Consider the following 16,653-nt stretch of genomic DNA (forward strand, 5'->3'; position numbering starts at 1 on the left):
GTACTGCTCGTCGGTGACGGGCTCCAGCCAGGTGGTGCCGTCGCCCTTGCCGTCACCGACCACGAGGGCGATGTGCGCCATGAGGGTGGTGTCGGTGGCGCCGTGCCAGTGCTCCTCGCCGGCCGGGCACTTGAGAGTCTCGCCGGCGCTGATGCGCGCGACACTGCCGTCGCGGGTGCCGACCAGGCCGACGCCGTCGGTGACGTGGAGGACCTGGCCGAGCGCGTGGGAGTGCCAGTGGGTGCGGGCGCCGGGGGTGAAGCGCACCAGGCCGGCCGCGAGGCGGGCGGGCTCGGTGGGGGCCTCGATCATGTTGAGGTAGACGTCGCCGGTGAAGCGCTCGGCGGGGGCCTTCATGGTGGGGGTGGAGGTGATGTGTTCCATGGCTCTATTCCTTGGTCATGTGGAGTGGGGCGCTGGACGACCTGGTAATCAGGCAGCGTCGTGGGCGAGGTCGGCGCCCAGCTCACGGGAGGCACCGGCCTGTGCGAGCAGTCCCCTGGCCTTGGCCGCGACCGCGTCGATGGCGTCGGAACCTGCGACGAAGCGGGCCGGTGGCTGCCGCTGACCGGCGAGGGCCAGCAGGGCGGCCGCGAGCTTGGCGGGATCGCCGGCCTGCTGCCCGTTCATGGACTGCCACTGCTTCTTGGTGACGGCGGTGCGCTCGGCGTAGTCGTCGATCGACAGCTCCGCCCACGTGGTGGAGGCGTCGACCAACAGCTCGGTCCGGAAGAAGCCCGGCTCGACGATGGTCGTGCGGATGCCGAACGGCTCGACGTCGTGGCGCAGGGACTCCATGAAGCCCTCGACTCCGAACTTCGCGGCGGCGTAGGCGACGCAGAACTCCAGGCCGACGGCGCCGGCCAGGGAGGAGATGGTGATGATGTGGCCGGCGCGCTGGGCCCGCATGACGGGCAGCACGGCGCGGGTGACGTTCATCGGCCCGAACAGGTTCGTCTCCACCTGGGCGCGCATCTGCGCGTCGGAGATCTCCTCGAAGTAGCCCGCGTAGAAGTTGGCTGCGTTGTTGACCAGGACGTCGACGCGGCCGAAGCGGTCGACAGCGGCCTGAACGGCACTTTTCGCGGTGGCCGGGTCGGTGATGTCCAGGGCGGTGACCAGCAGGTTGTCCTGCTCGCCACCGAAGGATTCGAGGAGATGCTCGGGGCGGCGGGCGGTGGCCACCACTTGGTGGCCCGCTGCGAGTGCCTGACGGGTGAGGTTCGCGCCGAGACCGCGTCCGGCGCCGGTGATCAGGAAGACCGTTCCCATGAGGGGATTCTCCGTTCGGGTGATGAGGGGGTGAAGGGGGTAAGGGGTCAGCCGGCGTCGCGGTCGTCGGCGATCTTCTTGAGCCGGGTGATCGCGGTCATGGCGTTGGGCCAGCCCGCGTAGAAGGCGAGGTGGGTGATGGCCTCGGACAACTCCTCGACGCTCAGGCCGTTGTTCAGTGCCACGCCCAGGTGGTGGTCGAGCTGCTCGGAGCGGTACAGGGCGGCCAGCACGCTCACCGTGACCAGGCTGCGGTCCCGCGGGGACAGCCCGGGACGCTCCCAGACGTCGGCGAACAGGACATCGTCGGTGACCTCGACGAGCTTCGGCGCGATGGCGGCGAGTTCCTGGGGTGCGGACTGCTTCGGCATGCGATGGCTCCTAGGTCAAAACGTAATGAATCTGCACAGATCATTCTCTGGTGGCGGCGGCCCTTCCGGGTGGCTTCGGCGCCGCGTACCGGTCCGGTACCGCGAGCCGCAATCGCTGCCGATATCGAGGAAATCGCAGATCAAAGGGGCTGGGGAGGGCCTGGCCTCCCAGGTACTGACAGAGCCCCCCACCAGCGCGCCGACCGTCTTAGCCTGGAATGCGTGAGTACTGAGAGCGACATCCGCGAATTCCTGGCCTCCCGCCGCGCCAAGATCACTCCGCGGCAGGCCGGGCTGCCCGCCTATGGCGGCAACCGCCGCGTGCCGGGCCTGCGCCGTGAAGAAGTCGCCCTGCTCGCCGGCGTCAGCATCGACTACTACGTCCGCCTGGAGCGCGGCCACATCGCCGGCGCCTCGGAAGGAGTCCTCGACGCCGTCGCGAACGCCCTCCAGCTCGACGACGCCGAACGCGCCCACCTCTACGACCTGGCCCGCGCCGCCGCCAAACGCCCCGCCCGCCGCACCAAACGCAGCCGCGGACCGATCCCGGACAGCGTCCTGCGCATCCTGGAATCCATGGCCGACTCGCCGGCCTTCATCCGCAACGGCCGCTTGGACATCCTCGCCGCCAACCCCCTGGGCCGGGCCCTGTACTCACCCCTGTACGCCGACGACGCCCCGAGGCCGGTCAACATCGCCCGCTACCAATTCCTGCACCCCGCGGGCCGCGACTTCTTCCCCTACTGGGACGAGTCCCTGAACACCACCGTCTCCCTGCTGCGAACCGAAGCCGGACGAGCCCCCCACGACAGTGATCTGACCGGCCTGATCGGCGAACTCGTCACCCGCAGTGAGGACTTCCGTACCGCCTGGGCCAAGCACAACGTGCGCCTGCACCACACCGGCCGCAAGTCGTTCCGTCACCCGGACGTCGGCGAGATCACCCTCGACTTCGATGCCATGGAGCTGCCCGCCCGGCCCGGTCTCACTCTCACCGCGTACACAGCCGCGCCCGGCACCGCCGACAGCGACACCCTGCGGCTCCTCGCCAGTTGGGCCGCCACCGAGAGCACCCCTTCGACCATCAGCCCGGACACCACCGACGACCAAACCGGGATCTACGGAAAGCCCCCGGGGCTCTGAGTGTCAGGTCAGTTCCGACTCCGTGCAAGGGCCTCAGGGGCAAGGTCTGAACGCGGGAAGTCGCTCCACTTCGGATGCCTGCGGGCGGTAGTGGCGACGGTTCCCGGTCGGGCGGATGGAGCTCTCGACGACACTGGTACATCGAAGGCGCGCGTGACCCTGGGCGGGACGGGCGCTACGCCGAGTCGCCGAGGTCCTGCGCGATCCAGCCCGGTGCGTCCAGGCGCACGGGCCTAGTGCCGACCAGCGCCGCCAAGTGCGTCTCAAGGAGCGCGAGTTCGGCGGAACCGATCTGCCGCTCCCACTGTTCGCGCAACTCGTCGAAGATCGCTTCACCTTGTCGCAACACCTCGAAACCGAGTGCGGTGACGTGAAGGCGTTTGCGGCGGGCGTCGAGGGGGTCCGTGTCGCGTGCCACGTATCCACGTTCCTGTAGGACCGCGATGGTTTTCGCGGCTGCCTGCTTGGAGACCGACAGGCGCCGGCCCAGTTCCGAAGCGTTGTCCGCGCCGGCGGTGATGGCCCGCATGGCGAAGTCGTGGACGGGACGCACGTCCTCGTAGCCGCGGCGGGCCAGTTCGGCGGTCGCGGCGTCCACCAGCGAGCGGAAGCCTCCGAGCAGGAGCAGTGCGAGATCAGCGCCGGATCGTGACATGGAAGAAGACTACGGCCACACGGCTGGACTTCGACAACCTTGTTGTCTAACGTCATGGACAACAAGGTTGTCGAAATGAGGAGGAGCAATGGACGTCACACCTGCCGGCCGCACACTTCCGGGGGTCACGCACCACCGCGCAGAGGTCAACGGAACCCAGTTGCACTACGTAGCGGCGGGAACCGGCGGATCGCCTGTCCTCCTGGTCCACGGGTTTCCCGAGACCTGGTGGACTTTTCACAAGCTCATCCCGCTCCTCGCGCAGACCCACCGAGTCTTCGCCGTCGACCTGCGCGGCTTCGGCGACTCCGACAACGGGCAGGGCGAGTACGACAGCACGACCTCGGCCGAGGATCTGCGCCTCCTCATCGAACATCTCGACGTAGGCCCGGTCCACCTCACCGGGCAGGACATCAGCGGGGCGACCGTCTTCCGCCTGGCGACCACCCACCCGCAGAACGTCCTCAGTCTCACCGCGATCGAGATGGGTCTGCCCGGCTTCGGCCTCGAAACGCTGGCCGACATCACCCACGGCGGCGCCTGGCACATCGGGGTTCTCGCCGCCCCCGGCATCCCCGAGATGCTCCTGGCCGGCCGCGAGCGCGAATTCCTGGGACAGTTCGCGTTCCCGGCCATGAGCGCGACTCCAGGAGCGATCACCGACGCCGACATCGAGGAGTTCGTCCGCACCTACTCGCGCCCCGACGGCTGGCGCGGAGCGACCGGCCTCTACCGGTCGATGCTGCGGGAGGGCCCCGAAATCAAGGCTCTCGCCGACACGCACGGCCTGACCATGCCCGTACTCGCGGTCGGCGCGGGCGGAGGCCCCTTCACAGTCGGCACCATGTCGCAGGCCGCGGCAACCGAGGTCAGTTCGGTGTCACTCGACGGCGTGGGTCACTACGCCGCGATGGAGGCCCCTGATGAGCTGGCGAGGGCCGTCCTCGAATTCGTCGGAAACATCGACGCCGTCTGACGGTTCCAGGTGAGGAGAGTGTCCTCAGCTTGCCCGGTCGGCCTCGCCCTGAGTTCACGCGGATGCTGTCGCGCCCGTGCTCCGTGGGGCCGCCTTCGTCATGCCCCGGCTCGCGAACCTGCTCGCGACGCTGCTCGTGCTCGCGCGTTTCCGGTCAGCCCTGTGTCGCGCCGTCGAGAACCGTCTGGAAGGCGTCGGTTACGGGACGCAGCGCGTCGTCCAATTCATCGATGTCGACCGCCTCGTCCGCTTCGGCCCAGTGCCTGAGCACCGCGACATAGGCCGCCTGTACGGCGCCGCCGATCGCGGCCGGGAGAGGAGCGTTCGCGTCGAGTCCGGTGCGCTCCGCCGCGTACCGGCTCACCGTCTCGGCCCATACGCGCCAGTGCGCGGCAGTCTCCGCGACGAGCGCGGCGTCCCGGTCGAGTACGCGGAAACGGTCGAGCCACGAGTCCGGGGCTGCCGCCTGAGACTGGTGCGTGGACCGGACGACCGCCGCCCGTACGGCCTCCATGACGGGCACGTCATCGGCGTCATGGAGGGCCGAGCGCAGCCGCTCGACGGCACGATCGAACTCGCCCCAGACGATTCCCGCCTTCGAGCCGAAGTAGCGGAACAGGGTCGAGCGCCCGACGCCTCCGGCGGTCGTGATGGCCTGGAGTGTCGTGGCCTCGTAGCCGTCGCGAAGCAACAGCTCGAAGGCGATCTCCTCGAGGGCTTCGCGGGTCGAGGCCGGCGGTCGCCCCCGGCGAGTGCGAGAGGTGGTCATCGTCCGAGCCTAGTGAAGTATTTTTGGGACGAGGTGCCAATATAGGTCCGAGTGGCTACTCGAACCCCACGGCCACCACACCGGTCACCCGCCGGGACAAGCGTTCAAGGAGCAGACGATGCGAGCATGGCAGTTCACCGAAGTCGGAAAACCCCTCACCCTGAGCGAGGTGCCGACTCCGGCACCGGCCCCGGACGAGCTCGTCGTGCACGTCCGCGCCGCCGGGCTCTGCCACAGCGACGTCGGGTTCCTCGACGGGACGCTGACGCCGCTGCTCCCGTTCCGCCCGATCACGCTCGGCCACGAGATAGCGGGCACCGTCTCCGCCGTGGGATCCGAGGTCACCCAGTTCACCGTAGGCCAGAAGGTCGTCATCCCCGCGGCCATCGAAGGACCGGGAACATCGATGAACGGCGGGTTCGCGGACGAGGTCGTCGTCCTTGAACGACTCGTCGTCGCACTGCCCGACGGGGTGCCGTTCGACCAGGCGGCAGCCGCTACCGACGCGGGTCTCACCTCGTACCACGCGGTCTCGGTGCAGGGGAACGTCTCCGCCGGCTCCCGAGTCGGGATCATCGGCCTCGGCGGGCTCGGATCCCTCGGCGCGCAGACCGCGCTCGCACTCGGCGCGAAGGTGTTCGTGGCCGAGAAGAACGAGCGCGTGCACGACTTCGCACGCTCGCTCGGCGCCGAGAGGGTCGCGAGCGACATCACCGACTTCGCCGGCGAGGGCCTCGACGTGGTCATCGACTTCGCCGGGTTCGGGACGACCACCGACGGTGCGATCCATTCCGTCCGCCGTGGCGGACGGATCGTCCAGGTCGGCCTCGGCCGCGCACGCGGCGAGATCGACCTCCAGACACTCACGCTCAACGAGGTGGAACTCGTCGGCTCGCAGGCCGGGTCGAAGGAGGACTGCGCAGCGGTGCTGGACCTCGTCGCCGAAGGCAAACTGTCCTCACGCATCACCGAGATCGGATTCGACGATATCGCCGACGGAATCGACCGGCTCGAGCGCGGCGAAGTCATCGGACGGTTGGTCGCCACCTTCGGATGACATCCACTTCGCGAGCACCTCGGGCTCGGCCTCCTTCGGACACGGCGCGGCGGGCGGGCAGCTCGCCTTCGCCGACGTGACGCACCAAGTCGGAGGAGGTGGCCCGGTGGTCGGCGCCCGCTTCCATGAAAGTTGGTCAGGAACGCCACGTACCTGAAAGGCTCCGTCGCGCACAACAGGGCGCCCGGTCAGCAGCCGGCCGGTGCCGGGCAGTGGCGTTCGACGCCGCGCCGGGGGTGTCCGGTTCGGCGGTGAACTCGCCCAGGTCCCGTCCGGGCGATCTTGTCGGACCGGCCCGGGCTCGTCGCTGAGCCGGTTCGACCTCAAGCGCCGGACGGGCCACGGTGTCTCGGAGAGCAGGCGGCGGGCTCGTCGGACGACCGCATCGTCGACCGTGGGGCCCCCTCGTCCAACATCGCTCCGCCAAGGGCGGATTCGAAGCGGTGTACGGGATCGCGGGATCGCGGGCGCGGGCCAGTTCGTCGGGGGTCGGGGTGAACACCTCGTGGACCATCGCCGGTTGGGACCGGCGCCGCCAGCGGAACGATAAGCCCCTACCTGACAGTCAAGCGCTGCCGCGCACGCTTGGCTGATCCAGAACAAGCTGCCCGGTCACTACCGGCTGCGAGGCAAGAATCCGTCGACCTTCCTGGCCGACGATGTCCTGGTGCCCGATCCGCCGGCGAGCACCAAGAGCATCGTCGACCACAACCGCGGCGTGCTCTGCCCGCAGTCATGGGAGCGCGGCCCGCTGGGACGATGTCGCCCGAGCTCGGCGCGAGCCTCCGATCTGCGCAGGCCCTACCCCGAAGGGACCGGTCCGGACCGTCGAAACACCTCACGCGTGACCCGATGGCGCCCCGCGTCAGCGGCTGATCGTCGGCGAGGGCCTGGCGCGGCGAGGGCTACGGTCCCACCACGCCGGCGGGCATCCGCACCTGCTTGGCCGGTCCCTGAGCTCCGACGGCCCCCACGCGAGAGGTCGCGCCCCCCAGCAGGGCGGAGAACCGGTCGGTGACCCGGGCGAGGGCCTCGGCGGCGGCCGGCGCGACGGTCAGTGTGCCGTCGGCGCCGACGGTGATCTCCTTGTCGAGCGTGAACCAGCCGGGGGCGATGTGCCCGGCGCCCATGGAGCTCAGTACCGGGCGCAGCGCGTAGTCGATGGCCAGGACATGGGCCGTGGTGCCGCCGGTGGCCAGCGGCAGCACCGTCTTGTCGGTCAGCGCGTACTGCGGCAGCAGGTCGAGCAGAGACTTCAACAGCCCCGAGTAGGCCGCCTTGTAGACGGGAGTGCCTATCACCACCCCGTCCGCCCGTGCGAACAGTGCCGTGGCCTCGACGATGGCCGGGTGGCGGAAGTCGGCGCCGAGCAGGGCCTCGGCGGGCAGGGTGCGCACCTCCAGCGAGATCACGTCGTGCCCCTGCTGACGGAGCCGGTCGTCCAGGTGGCGCAGGAGCCCCGCGGTGCGGGAGGTGGCGGAGGGGCTACCGGATACGGACAGGATGGCGGCCATGTGAGGACCCTTCCAGGGTTGGGGGTGCGGAGGTGCCGGGGGACTGGGCGGTCCGGTCACGCCGGCGAGGCGCTCGCCGCCGGCGTGACTCTCGGGCCGCGGTTCTCACCACGCGCTGGATTCCACCGCGACCACCGGCACCAGCTCGTTGCGCAGCGTCTCCAGGAAGGTGACGACCTCTGCTGCCACCGAGCGGTGCTGCACGTCGTTCAGGACGTCGTGGTGGGCACCGCGGACCACCGAAAGGCGGGCACGGGCCAGTGACTTCGTCGCGCGGACGAGCGCGTCGCGGTCCGCGAGCGGGTCGGTGTCGCCGACGAGGAGCAGCGCGGGCACGTCGGCCTCGCTGTCGAACGCCGCCCTGAGCAGTACGTCCGGTACGGCGTCGCCGAGCGAGCCCCGCCGCACCTGTGAGTCGTCGGTGAGCGCGCCGCGATGGGCGGGGCAGGAGGTACGTACGTCGAGTTCCTCGTCCCAGGTCCCGGCGGTGGCGGCGGCGCCGCCCGGGAGCCCCGCGAGAACGACGGCGTCCGGCCGGAAAGCGGCCGGGGTCTGCGTCCTGCCGAGGAGCGCGGCGACGGCGACGGCTCCGGTGTCGGCCCCCACCAGCACGACGGGCCGCACGACACCGTCGTCGTCATCGGCGGTGCCCGCGACCGCCTCCGCGAGCCGTCCGCCGAAGCGGTCCAGCGAGCCGGCCAGGTCGCCGGTGTCGATGTCGGCGGAGTCCGGGCCCGTCGTGTCGACGGACGGGGCGTCGACGACACGGACGCGGTAGGCGTCGGCGGCGAGCCGCCTGCCGAGCCGCGCGTAGGTCGCGCGGGTCTCTCCACGGCCGGGCACCACGATGATCGTGGCGCGCGTGCGCAGACCCTCGGGGCCGTAGTGGTCGGTGTACTCGGTCATCTCACACTCCTGCGGGTTCGGGGACCGGTCCCGCGACGGTCGCGGGCTGCCAGCCCAGGGCGGGCGCCACCTCGGTCGCGATGAGTTCGAGGGCCCGCAGCGCCGCGTCCTGGTCGGGGATCGCGGGGTTGAACTGCGTGATCAGGTCGGTCGCGACGGGCAGGACCCGCTCCCGCCTGAGCGCCTCGACGATCTCCTCGGGGGCGCCGTAGAAGGAGTGGAAGCGGCGCAGCGCCTCGTCCACGGACAGGCCCTTCGGGAAAGCGCCGCTCTCCGACATACGCAGTGCCGCCCCGTGGACGTCATCGCTGATCTGGCGGAGCGCCGTGCGTCTGTCCTTCGCGGGAAAGACGAACCGGGACAGCCCGATCCGGGGGCGCCGCGGCCGGTCCCAGGCGTCGAGGTACGCGTCCGCCCAGGGGCGCTGCACCTCGTCGGTCGGGGCGTCGAATCCGTACGCGGCACGGTTGAGCAGCAGGTTCGAGCCACCGGCGGCGGCGTAGGCGGCCCCGCCCTCGCTGAAGACGCCCTGCCAGATCCGGTCCGAGAAGCCGGTGGCGGCCGGCTGGATACGGAAGCCGGGCGTACGCACCTCCTCATTGGCCAGGGCGTGGCGCAGCACGTCGAGGTTCTGACTGGTCAACTCGCGCTTGCGGGCGACGTCCTGGCCGAACGCGGCGTACTCCCGCGCGTTGTAGCCGCTGCCCACGCCGATCTCGACGCGCCCGCCGCTGAGTGTGTCCACGGTGGCGACGTCCTCGGCGAGACGCACCGGGTCCTCCAGCGGAAGGACCGTGATGGCGGTGCCGAGCCGGATCCGGGTGGTCCTCGCCGCCGCGTGGGCGAGGAACGTCCACGGTGAGGAGAGTCCGCCCCCGCCGGCGGGGACGTGGTGCTGGGCGACCCAGCCGACGTCGAAGCCGAGTTCGTCGGCGGCGACGAAGAGGTCCTGCGCGTTGCGGTAGATCCGGGCCTGGTCGCTGCCGCGGCCCTGGACGTGGGTGAGGAAGCCGAGTCTGAGGCGTGGTGTCTCGGTGGTCATGGTGAGTGCCTTTCGGAGTCCGGACCGGACCGGGGAGTGGCGGCTCAGTCGTTCGCGAGCTGGGGCTCGTGGGTGTGGCGGTTGGCGGGGACCGGCAGGCCGAGGTTGCCGCGCAGGGTGTCGGCCGCGTACTCGGTGCGGAACAGGCCGCGCTTTTGGAGGATGGGGACGACACCGTCGACGAAGAGGCTGAGGTCGTCGTCGGTGCGGAACGCGAGGTTGATGCCGTCGAAGGTGCCGGCGTCGAACCACTCCTCGATGGTGGCGGCGACGGTCTCGGGCGCGCCGACGAACGGCGACCGGCGGAACTCCCCCAGGGATTGGGCGACTTGACGCAGCGTCAGGTCATCGGTCCGGGCCCGCTCGATGATTTTGGCGGCGCCCGTACGGCCGCCCTTCTCGGCGAGGTGGGCCACGTCCGGGAACGGCGCGTCCAGATCGTGCGAGCTGAAGTCGTACGCCCCGAAGGCGCGGCCCAGCAGTGCGAGATTGCGGTCGAAGTCGTTGTCCTCCTCGAAGATCTCCCGCTCGCGCCGCCTGGCGTCCTCGTCGGTGCCCGCGACGACCGGACCGCCGTGGATGAAGATCTTGATGTGGTCGGGATCGCGCCCGTACGCCGCGGTGCGCCGCTTGATGTCGGCGTAGTACGCCCGTGCCTGCTCCAGCGCGCCCCCCGGCGCGTAGATGCCCTCGGCGACCCGGGCGGCGAGATCGCGGCCCTCCTCGGAGACCCCGGCCTGGAAGATCACCGGCTGGCCCTGCGGCGAGCGGGAGAGGTTGAGCGGCCCGGCGACCTGGAAGTGCTCGCCGGCGTGGTCGAGCGCGTGCAGCTTGGCCGGGTCGAGGAAGACGTCGCGCGCCACGTCGGCCGGGAAGGCGTCGTCCTCGTAGGAGTCCCACAGACCGCGGGCGACCTGGACGAACTCCAGGGCGCGGCCGTAACGGGTGGTGTAGTCGAGGTGTTCGTCGAGTCCGAAGTTCCTGGAGGTGCCGGTGTCGAAACTGGTCACCACGTTCCAGCCGGCCCGTCCGCCGCTGATGTGGTCGAGCGAGGCGAAGCGGCGCGCGAGGTTGAACGGTGAGTTGTACGTCGAACTCGCCGTGCCCACCAGCCCGATGTGCCGGGTGTGGGTGGCCACCGCCGACAACAGGGTCAGTGGTTCGAGCCGGTTGAGGTAGTGCGCCGGGTAGGTGGCGTTGATGAACTGGCTGTCGACCACGAACAGGGCGTCGAACAAAGCGTGTTCGGCCGCCTGGGCCTGCCGGATGTAGTAATTGATGTCGATGCTGGCGTCCTTGGCGACGCGCGGGTCCTTCCAGAGGCCGTGCTGGCCGGGGCCGCCGACGCCGTAGGGATGCAGTGCGAGATGGATCGTGCGGGACATGGCTCTTCCTGTCAGTCGTGGCCTGTCTGCCGTGGGCTCAGGCGTTCAGCAGCGCGCGCAGGGCTTCGCGCTCCGCCCTGTCCGCCGGGGCGGTGCGCAGGGTGGGCGCGGAGCGGACGAGCAGGCGCGTGTACGGGTGTCGCGGCTGGTTGATGACGTCGCGGGCGGCGCCGACCTCGACGAGTTCGCCCTGGTGGAGGACGGCGATGCGATCGGCGATCCCGGCGACGGATCCGAGGTCGTGGGAGATGAAGACGAGGGAGACCCCGGTGGCGCGCAGTTCTTTGAGGATTCCCAGGATCTGGACGCGGTTGGCGGAGTCCAGGGCGCTGACGGGCTCGTCGAGGACGACCAGCCGGGGCTCGGTGACCAGCGCGCGGGCCACCGCGACGCGCTGGCGCTGACCTCCGGACAGCTCCCCGGGCAGCCGGCCGAGAAGTTCTTCCGCGAGGCGCACCCGGGCCAGGAAGGCGCGGGCGCGCTCGGCCGCTTCCTTACCCGGGACACCCTGGACGAGCAGCGGCTCGGTCAGCGACTCCTCGACGGTGAGGTCCGGGTCGAGGCTGCGCAGCGGGTCCTGGAAGACGTACTGGATCACCCCGCGCCGGCGCAGGTCGCGCCACTGCCGCTGTCCGTACGCGCTCACGTCCTCGCCGCCGATGACGACCGAACCCGCCGACGGGCGTACGAGGCCGAGTACGGCGCGCGCGAAGGTGGATTTTCCCGATCCCGTCTCCCCGATGACGCCGACCGTCTCGCCGGGCGCGACGCTCAGCGAGAATCCGCCCAGGGCGCGCCGGCGCCGGCGGCGCGAACCGTAGTGGACCTCCAGGCCGTTGACGTCCAGGACCGGTTCCCGGGTTTCGTCGGCGTCCGGCGGCCCGGCGGACTCGGCGGACTCGGTGGCGGCCTTCTCCGGCGGCCCGCCCGGCGACTCGGTGGTCACGACGCCTCCTCGGATGCGGCGGGGGTCTTCGGAGCGAGGAACTTCTCCAGGCCGTACTCCTCGTGCCCGGCGATGAGCAGCCGGGTGTAGTGGTGCTGCGGATCGTGGAGCACCGAGCGTGTCGGACCGCGCTCCACGACCTCGCCCTCCCTCATCACCAGGACCTCGTCGCACAGTTGGGCGACGACGGCCAGGTCGTGGGAGACGACGACGAGGGCCAGACCGGCTTGTTCGCGCAGGTCGGCGAGGAGGTCGAGGATCTCGGCCTGGACGGTGACGTCGAGTGCCGTGGTGGCCTCGTCGGCGATCAGGAGCCGGGGCTCGGCGGCGATCGCGGCCGCGATCAGCACACGCTGGAGCATGCCGCCGGACAGCTCGTACGTGTACTGGCCGTAGACCAGCTCCGGGTCACGCAGTTGGACCGCCCGCAGCAACTCCAGGGCGAGCCGCCGCGCCGCACGCCGCTTCAGCCCCTTCTTGACCCGGATCACCTCGGCGATCTGCGCGCCCATCCGGATCGAGGGGTTGAGGTAGGACGCCGGGTCCTGGAAGACGGCGCTGATCGTTCCGCCCCGCAGGGCCGTCCACTGACGCGGCGTCAGCGTACTGATGTCGGTGCCGTCGATCGCGATCGATCCGCCGGTTACCTCGAAGTGCGGGGGCAGGATGCCCAGCGCCGCGCGGCACGTCAGGGTCTTGCCGCTGCCCGACTCGCCGACGATGCCGACCGCGTTGCCCGCCGTGAGTTCGAAGCTCACCCCGTGGACGATCTCGCGGCGGTCGGCCTGGTCGCCGATGCGTACGTCGCGCAGGGCGAGCACCGGCGGGGCCGTGGGATCGGCCGCCGGAACGGCCGTGTCGTCGGGGGAGCTGGTCCTCCGGGTGCGCTGTGGGGCCCGTGGGCTCTGCCGGGTCCCCGGGGCGAAGTTCTCGGACAGCGTCGTCATGAGGTACCTCCGGCGGGGGCGGGGCCGGCCTTGTCGAGGCGGTTGGCGTGGACCTTGCGGGTGTTGACCAGTGCGCGGCCGGCTTCGCCGGACACGTCACGGATGGCGTCGGCGAGCAGGTTGGCGGCCCAGACGGTCGCCATGATCAGCAGTGCGGGGGGCAGCGGCGCCCACGGCCGGTGGCTGAGATAGCCCAGGTCGGAGGCGAGCAGGCCGCCCCAGGTGGGTGCGGGCGGCTGGACGCCGATCCCGAGGAACGTGAGACTCGCGACGATCACGAAGCCGACACCGATGGTCTGGGCGAGCGCGACCGCCATCGGCGGCAGCACCTTGGCCCAGACATGGCGGCGTACGACCCAGCCCAGGGAGGCCCCGGAGATGAGCGCGGCTTCCACGTAGTGCGAGCGGGCCACCGAGAGGGTGGCGGCGCGGGCCACCCGGTAGAACAGCGGGGACACCAGCACGCCCGTGACGAGCATGGCCTGGGTGATCCCGTTTCCGAGCAGCGCGATCACGGCGACGGCGAACAGCAGGAACGGCAGGGCGACCAGCGTGTCGGCCAGCCGCAGGGTGAGCCACTCGAAGACGCGGCCCAGATAGACGGACAGGATGCCGGGAATCGCGCCCACCAGTGCGACCAGGGCCACTTCGAGCGAGCCGAGCACACTGACGCGGGATCCGTCGAGCAGCCGGCTGAACACGTCACGGCCGAGGTGGTCGGTGCCCAGCCAGTGGGCGCCCGAGGCGGCGGCGAGCGTGTTGTCGCTGGTGGCCAGCGGGTCCTGCGGAGTGAGAAACGGCCCGAGTACGGCGAGCAGGGCGATCACGGTGAGGATGACCACGGCGATCCGGCCGGAGGTGAGTGAGAGGACGCGGCGCACCATGGTTCACACTCCCCGCTGGGACGCCGGCGTCACACGCGCCAGCATCAGGTTGACGATCAGGTTGAAGCCGACGACAAGGACGATCGACACCACGAGGACTCCCTGTACGGCGGGTACGTCACCGGCCTGGGCGGAATCGTTGGCGAATCTGCCGAATCCCTGGAGACCGAAGATCCACTCCGTCACGACGGAGGCGCCCACCAGGGACGGGAACTTCAGGCCCAGGGTGGCCAGCGTCGGCCCCAGACCGTTGCGCAGCACATGGCCGAAGAAGATCCGGCGGGGGCTCAGCCCCCGTACCACCGCGCCCGTCACATAGTTCTCGGAGTAGGCGGCGATCAGACTCGTACGCAACTGGCGGGCGACGTCCGCGATGACGTCGAAGCTCAGCGCGACGGCGGGCAGCGTGATGTGCGCGAGCCACGGCCCGACGCCCTGCTCGGCAGGGACGTAGCCGGCGGCCGGGAACAGTTGGAGCCCGACCGCGAGGACCGCGACCAGCACGATGCCGACCACGAACGCGGGCATCACCGAGATGACGGTGACGAAGCCCGTGATCGCCCGGTCGATCCAGGTGGTGCGCCGCAGGGCCGCCAGCGTGCCGAGGAGGAAGCCGACGACCACGCCGATGACCAGCGCGAATGTCGCGATCGACAGACTCACGCCCAGGCCGAGGCCGATGAGTGTGGAGATGTCCGCGCCGTTGGTCCAACTGGTGCCCAGCTCACCGTGGAGAACACCGCCGAGCCAGTCCCCGTACTGGACCAGGAAGGGCCGGTCGAGGCCCCATTGGGCCTCGACGCGGGCGATCGCCTCGGGAGTCGCCGTCTCGCCCAGCTGAATGCGCGCCGGGCTGAGCCCGCTCAGCGAGCGCAGCGCGAACGTCACGAATGTGGCGACCAGGAAGACCGGCACGAAGATCGCGACCGACCGGGCGACGACGCCGACGACGCGGCGCAGCGCCTGCCGCGTCCTGGCCGCGGCGACCCCGTGAGGCCGGTCGGGCGCCGTCTCTGCCGCGGTCTTCGTCATGGGGATGCCTCCTCTCTGTGTTGGGCTGATCCGCTGTGGACGGGGCTCAGTTGGAGCCGGTGACGGTCACGCCGGTCCAGTCGATGTGGGCCGGATTCCGCGGCAGGTCCGAGATCGACTTGCTCTTGGCGATGAGGTTCGGCGAGGAGTACGTGAAGACGAGCGCCTCGCTCTTGAGACCGGCGCGGGTCGCCGCCTGGAGGACCTTCGGGTATTCGGGCGCTTCCAGCGGGGTCTGGCGCACCTTGGCGATGGCCGCGTCGAAACCGGACGGTTCGTAGGGCGAGCTGAGATTCAGCGGGCCGTCGGGGCCGAAGTGGGCGGTGAGGGTCTGCGCGGCGGAGTCGCGTCCCGTGGTGCCGTAGAGCGAGAAGGTCAGGTCCTTGGCGAAGAACGGGGTGGCCCAGTTCTTGTCGATCTTGATGTTGACGGTGATGCCGACCTTGGCCAGCTGCGACTGGACGATCTCGGCCTGCGGGTCCTCCGAGGGGATGACCAGATCGAGTTCGATGTCACCGGCCCCGTGACCCGCGTCGGCGAGGAGCTTCTTCGACTTCGCAGGGTCGTACGGGTACGCGTCCCGGGACCCCGGGTCGTAGGCGACGTAACTCTCGGGGAACGGCTGGTTGGTCACCTCGCCGTAGCCGAACGTCATCTTGTCGACGAACTCCTGGCGGTTGACGGCATGGCGGACGGCGTCGACCACCCTGCTGTCGTCGAACGGGGCCTTGTTGACGTTGAGGCTGATGTTCGAGGCGTTGAAACCGGGCTGGACGAAGACGTCCAGGCCGGCCTTCTTGGCGGCGTCCGCCTGGCTGGGCTCGATGTCCGCGAAGTTGTAGACGCCTGTCTGGAGGCCGGAGACGACGGTGGAGGCGTCGGGCGCGGACGTCAGCTCGACGTTGTCGATGTGGATGTTCTCAACGTCCCAGTAGTCCGGATTCTTCTTCAGCACCGCCTTGGTGCCCGGTATCAGCTGCGTGACGACGAACGGTCCGGCGCCGACCGGGGCGCGGTCCAGTTCCTTCGGGGACCCGGCCGCCTTGGGACTGGCGATCTGGAGGACCCGCTGACCGAACAACTGCGGTATCTGGTAGTCGACCTGACTGAGCGTCACGATCGCGTCCAGGCCGTCCGCCTCCACCGACTTGATCGAGGTCAGGTCACCGAAGAGCGCCGAGTCCTCCTGCTCCTTGGCCCGTTCGACCGCGGCTTTGACGGCGGTGGCGTCCAGGGGCTCGCCGTCGCTGAACTTCAGGCCGGGACGGAGACGGAAGGTGATCCGGTCGCCCCTGTCGTTGTACTCCCAGCTCTCGGCGAGATCCGGGACCGCATTGCCCCTCTCGTCGGTGCGCGTCAACGAGGCGTAGACCAGGGAGAGTTCGCGGAACTGGGCGCCGCTGCCGCCGACCACCGGGTCCCAGTGGGTCGGGAAATAGGAGGAGGTCCACTTGAGAGTGGCGTCGCCGCCCGAGGAGGCGGCGTCGCCGCCGCACGCGGCGAGGGAGGGAACGAGCACGGTGACGAGAGCGGTGCCGAGGGCGGCGAAGCGCAGCCGGCCGGCCCGTCGTCGGGATCGGAGGTCCAGTGGGCGGCGGAGCGTGAGTCGTCCGGACATGTCTTTCTCTCTCTGATGATCCCTGCCCGTGACGGGGCGTCGGGATCGGCGGACGAGGACGGGCCACGTGGGCGCGGACGTCGGCTCGTGCGGGGGCGGGCATGCCGACGGAGGCTTCGTCGCACAGGTCCTGTCT

General features: G+C 70.2%; 17 protein-coding genes. 3 read left to right on the forward strand and 14 right to left on the reverse strand.

The features are described 5' to 3' along the window. The 3 genes from P3L51_RS28650 to P3L51_RS28660 all read right to left on the reverse strand — a co-directional run. The coding region (locus P3L51_RS28650) for a (R)-mandelonitrile lyase (protein ID WP_354608217.1) at positions 1–384 on the reverse strand (384 nt) is incomplete at its 3' end. Positions 385–432: 48 nt separating this feature from the next. Then, positions 433–1,272: an SDR family oxidoreductase gene (locus P3L51_RS28655; protein WP_354608218.1), complete on the reverse strand. Its 840-nt coding sequence runs from the start codon at positions 1,270–1,272 to the stop codon at positions 433–435. A 47-nt stretch (positions 1,273–1,319) separates the two neighbouring features. Further along, positions 1,320–1,643 carry a carboxymuconolactone decarboxylase family protein gene (locus P3L51_RS28660; RefSeq protein WP_354608219.1) on the reverse strand — a complete coding sequence of 108 codons (324 nt, stop codon included), beginning with the start codon at positions 1,641–1,643 and terminating at the stop codon, positions 1,320–1,322. 222 nt (positions 1,644–1,865) lie between these two features. On the opposite strand from P3L51_RS28660, the gene P3L51_RS28665 reads away from it, so the two are divergent. Further along, positions 1,866–2,786 (forward strand): helix-turn-helix transcriptional regulator, encoded by a 921-nt coding sequence (locus P3L51_RS28665; protein ID WP_354608220.1) that lies wholly within the window; start codon positions 1,866–1,868, stop codon positions 2,784–2,786. A 175-nt stretch (positions 2,787–2,961) separates the two neighbouring features. On the opposite strand, the gene P3L51_RS28670 is transcribed toward P3L51_RS28665, so the two are convergent. After that, entirely contained in the window at positions 2,962–3,441 is a 480-nt protein-coding gene (locus tag P3L51_RS28670) for a MarR family winged helix-turn-helix transcriptional regulator (RefSeq protein WP_354608221.1), read from the reverse strand. Between the two features lie 88 nt (positions 3,442–3,529). Between P3L51_RS28670 and P3L51_RS28675 the strand changes: the two genes are divergently transcribed. Then, the gene (locus P3L51_RS28675) at positions 3,530–4,417 is read left to right on the forward strand and encodes an alpha/beta fold hydrolase (RefSeq protein ID WP_354608222.1); all 888 of its coding nucleotides are present in this window, start codon (positions 3,530–3,532) and stop codon (positions 4,415–4,417) included. 154 nt (positions 4,418–4,571) lie between these two features. Here P3L51_RS28675 and P3L51_RS28680 read toward each other — a convergent pair whose 3' ends face one another. Further along, positions 4,572–5,186 (reverse strand): acyl-CoA-like ligand-binding transcription factor, encoded by a 615-nt coding sequence (locus tag P3L51_RS28680; protein ID WP_354608223.1) that lies wholly within the window; start codon positions 5,184–5,186, stop codon positions 4,572–4,574. Between the two features lie 118 nt (positions 5,187–5,304). Between P3L51_RS28680 and P3L51_RS28685 the strand changes: the two genes are divergently transcribed. Beyond that, a complete protein-coding gene (locus tag P3L51_RS28685; RefSeq protein ID WP_354608224.1) occupies positions 5,305–6,243 on the forward strand; it encodes a zinc-binding dehydrogenase in 939 nt (312 codons plus the stop codon). 905 nt (positions 6,244–7,148) lie between these two features. On the opposite strand, the gene ssuE is transcribed toward P3L51_RS28685, so the two are convergent. The 9 genes from ssuE to P3L51_RS28730 all read right to left on the reverse strand — a co-directional run bounded on the left by ssuE (position 7,149) and on the right by P3L51_RS28730 (position 16,517). Continuing rightward, positions 7,149–7,757, reverse strand: coding sequence for an NADPH-dependent FMN reductase (gene ssuE, locus P3L51_RS28690; RefSeq protein ID WP_354608225.1), 609 nt, complete (start codon positions 7,755–7,757; stop codon positions 7,149–7,151). Between the two features lie 105 nt (positions 7,758–7,862). Continuing rightward, positions 7,863–8,663 (reverse strand): alpha/beta hydrolase, encoded by an 801-nt coding sequence (locus P3L51_RS28695; protein ID WP_354608226.1) that lies wholly within the window; start codon positions 8,661–8,663, stop codon positions 7,863–7,865. A 1-nt stretch (position 8,664) separates the two neighbouring features. Further along, positions 8,665–9,705, reverse strand: coding sequence for an LLM class flavin-dependent oxidoreductase (locus P3L51_RS28700; RefSeq protein WP_354608227.1), 1,041 nt, complete (start codon positions 9,703–9,705; stop codon positions 8,665–8,667). Positions 9,706–9,749: 44 nt separating this feature from the next. Next, a complete protein-coding gene (locus P3L51_RS28705; protein ID WP_354608228.1) occupies positions 9,750–11,090 on the reverse strand; it encodes an NtaA/DmoA family FMN-dependent monooxygenase in 1,341 nt (446 codons plus the stop codon). Between the two features lie 37 nt (positions 11,091–11,127). Beyond that, positions 11,128–11,937 (reverse strand): ABC transporter ATP-binding protein, encoded by an 810-nt coding sequence (locus tag P3L51_RS28710; RefSeq protein ID WP_354608233.1) that lies wholly within the window; start codon positions 11,935–11,937, stop codon positions 11,128–11,130. A gap of 95 nt (positions 11,938–12,032) precedes the next feature. After that, positions 12,033–12,983 (reverse strand): ABC transporter ATP-binding protein, encoded by a 951-nt coding sequence (locus P3L51_RS28715; protein ID WP_354608229.1) that lies wholly within the window; start codon positions 12,981–12,983, stop codon positions 12,033–12,035. Next, a complete protein-coding gene (locus P3L51_RS28720; protein WP_354608230.1) occupies positions 12,980–13,867 on the reverse strand; it encodes an ABC transporter permease in 888 nt (295 codons plus the stop codon). Before P3L51_RS28720 ends, P3L51_RS28715 begins: the two co-directional genes overlap by 4 nt. A gap of 3 nt (positions 13,868–13,870) precedes the next feature. Continuing rightward, on the reverse strand, positions 13,871–14,899 hold the full coding sequence (locus tag P3L51_RS28725) for an ABC transporter permease (RefSeq protein WP_354608231.1): 1,029 nt from the start codon (positions 14,897–14,899) through the stop codon (positions 13,871–13,873). A gap of 46 nt (positions 14,900–14,945) precedes the next feature. Next, positions 14,946–16,517 carry an ABC transporter substrate-binding protein gene (locus P3L51_RS28730; protein WP_354608232.1) on the reverse strand — a complete coding sequence of 524 codons (1,572 nt, stop codon included), beginning with the start codon at positions 16,515–16,517 and terminating at the stop codon, positions 14,946–14,948. Positions 16,518–16,653: the final 136 nt, after the last annotated feature.

This window comes from Streptomyces panacea, assembly GCF_040560175.1.
Lineage (GTDB): Bacteria > Actinomycetota > Actinomycetes > Streptomycetales > Streptomycetaceae > Streptomyces > Streptomyces panacea.

Bases quoted from the DNA above. Each gene is read 5' to 3' on its own strand.
- P3L51_RS28655 (WP_354608218.1), bottom strand. From the start codon at position 1,272: ATGGGAACGGTCTTCCTGATCACCGGCGCCGGACGCGGTCTCGGCGCG.
- P3L51_RS28660 (WP_354608219.1), bottom strand. From the start codon at position 1,643: ATGCCGAAGCAGTCCGCACCCCAGGAACTCGCCGCCATCGCGCCGAAG.
- P3L51_RS28670 (WP_354608221.1), bottom strand. From the start codon at position 3,441: ATGTCACGATCCGGCGCTGATCTCGCACTGCTCCTGCTCGGAGGCTTC.
- P3L51_RS28675 (WP_354608222.1), top strand. From the start codon at position 3,530: ATGGACGTCACACCTGCCGGCCGCACACTTCCGGGGGTCACGCACCAC.
- P3L51_RS28680 (WP_354608223.1), bottom strand. From the start codon at position 5,186: ATGACCACCTCTCGCACTCGCCGGGGGCGACCGCCGGCCTCGACCCGC.
- P3L51_RS28685 (WP_354608224.1), top strand. From the start codon at position 5,305: ATGCGAGCATGGCAGTTCACCGAAGTCGGAAAACCCCTCACCCTGAGC.
- ssuE (WP_354608225.1), bottom strand. From the start codon at position 7,757: ATGGCCGCCATCCTGTCCGTATCCGGTAGCCCCTCCGCCACCTCCCGC.
- P3L51_RS28695 (WP_354608226.1), bottom strand. From the start codon at position 8,663: ATGACCGAGTACACCGACCACTACGGCCCCGAGGGTCTGCGCACGCGC.
- P3L51_RS28700 (WP_354608227.1), bottom strand. From the start codon at position 9,705: ATGACCACCGAGACACCACGCCTCAGACTCGGCTTCCTCACCCACGTC.
- P3L51_RS28705 (WP_354608228.1), bottom strand. From the start codon at position 11,090: ATGTCCCGCACGATCCATCTCGCACTGCATCCCTACGGCGTCGGCGGC.
- P3L51_RS28715 (WP_354608229.1), bottom strand. From the start codon at position 12,983: ATGACGACGCTGTCCGAGAACTTCGCCCCGGGGACCCGGCAGAGCCCA.
- P3L51_RS28720 (WP_354608230.1), bottom strand. From the start codon at position 13,867: ATGGTGCGCCGCGTCCTCTCACTCACCTCCGGCCGGATCGCCGTGGTC.
- P3L51_RS28725 (WP_354608231.1), bottom strand. From the start codon at position 14,899: ATGACGAAGACCGCGGCAGAGACGGCGCCCGACCGGCCTCACGGGGTC.
- P3L51_RS28730 (WP_354608232.1), bottom strand. From the start codon at position 16,517: ATGTCCGGACGACTCACGCTCCGCCGCCCACTGGACCTCCGATCCCGA.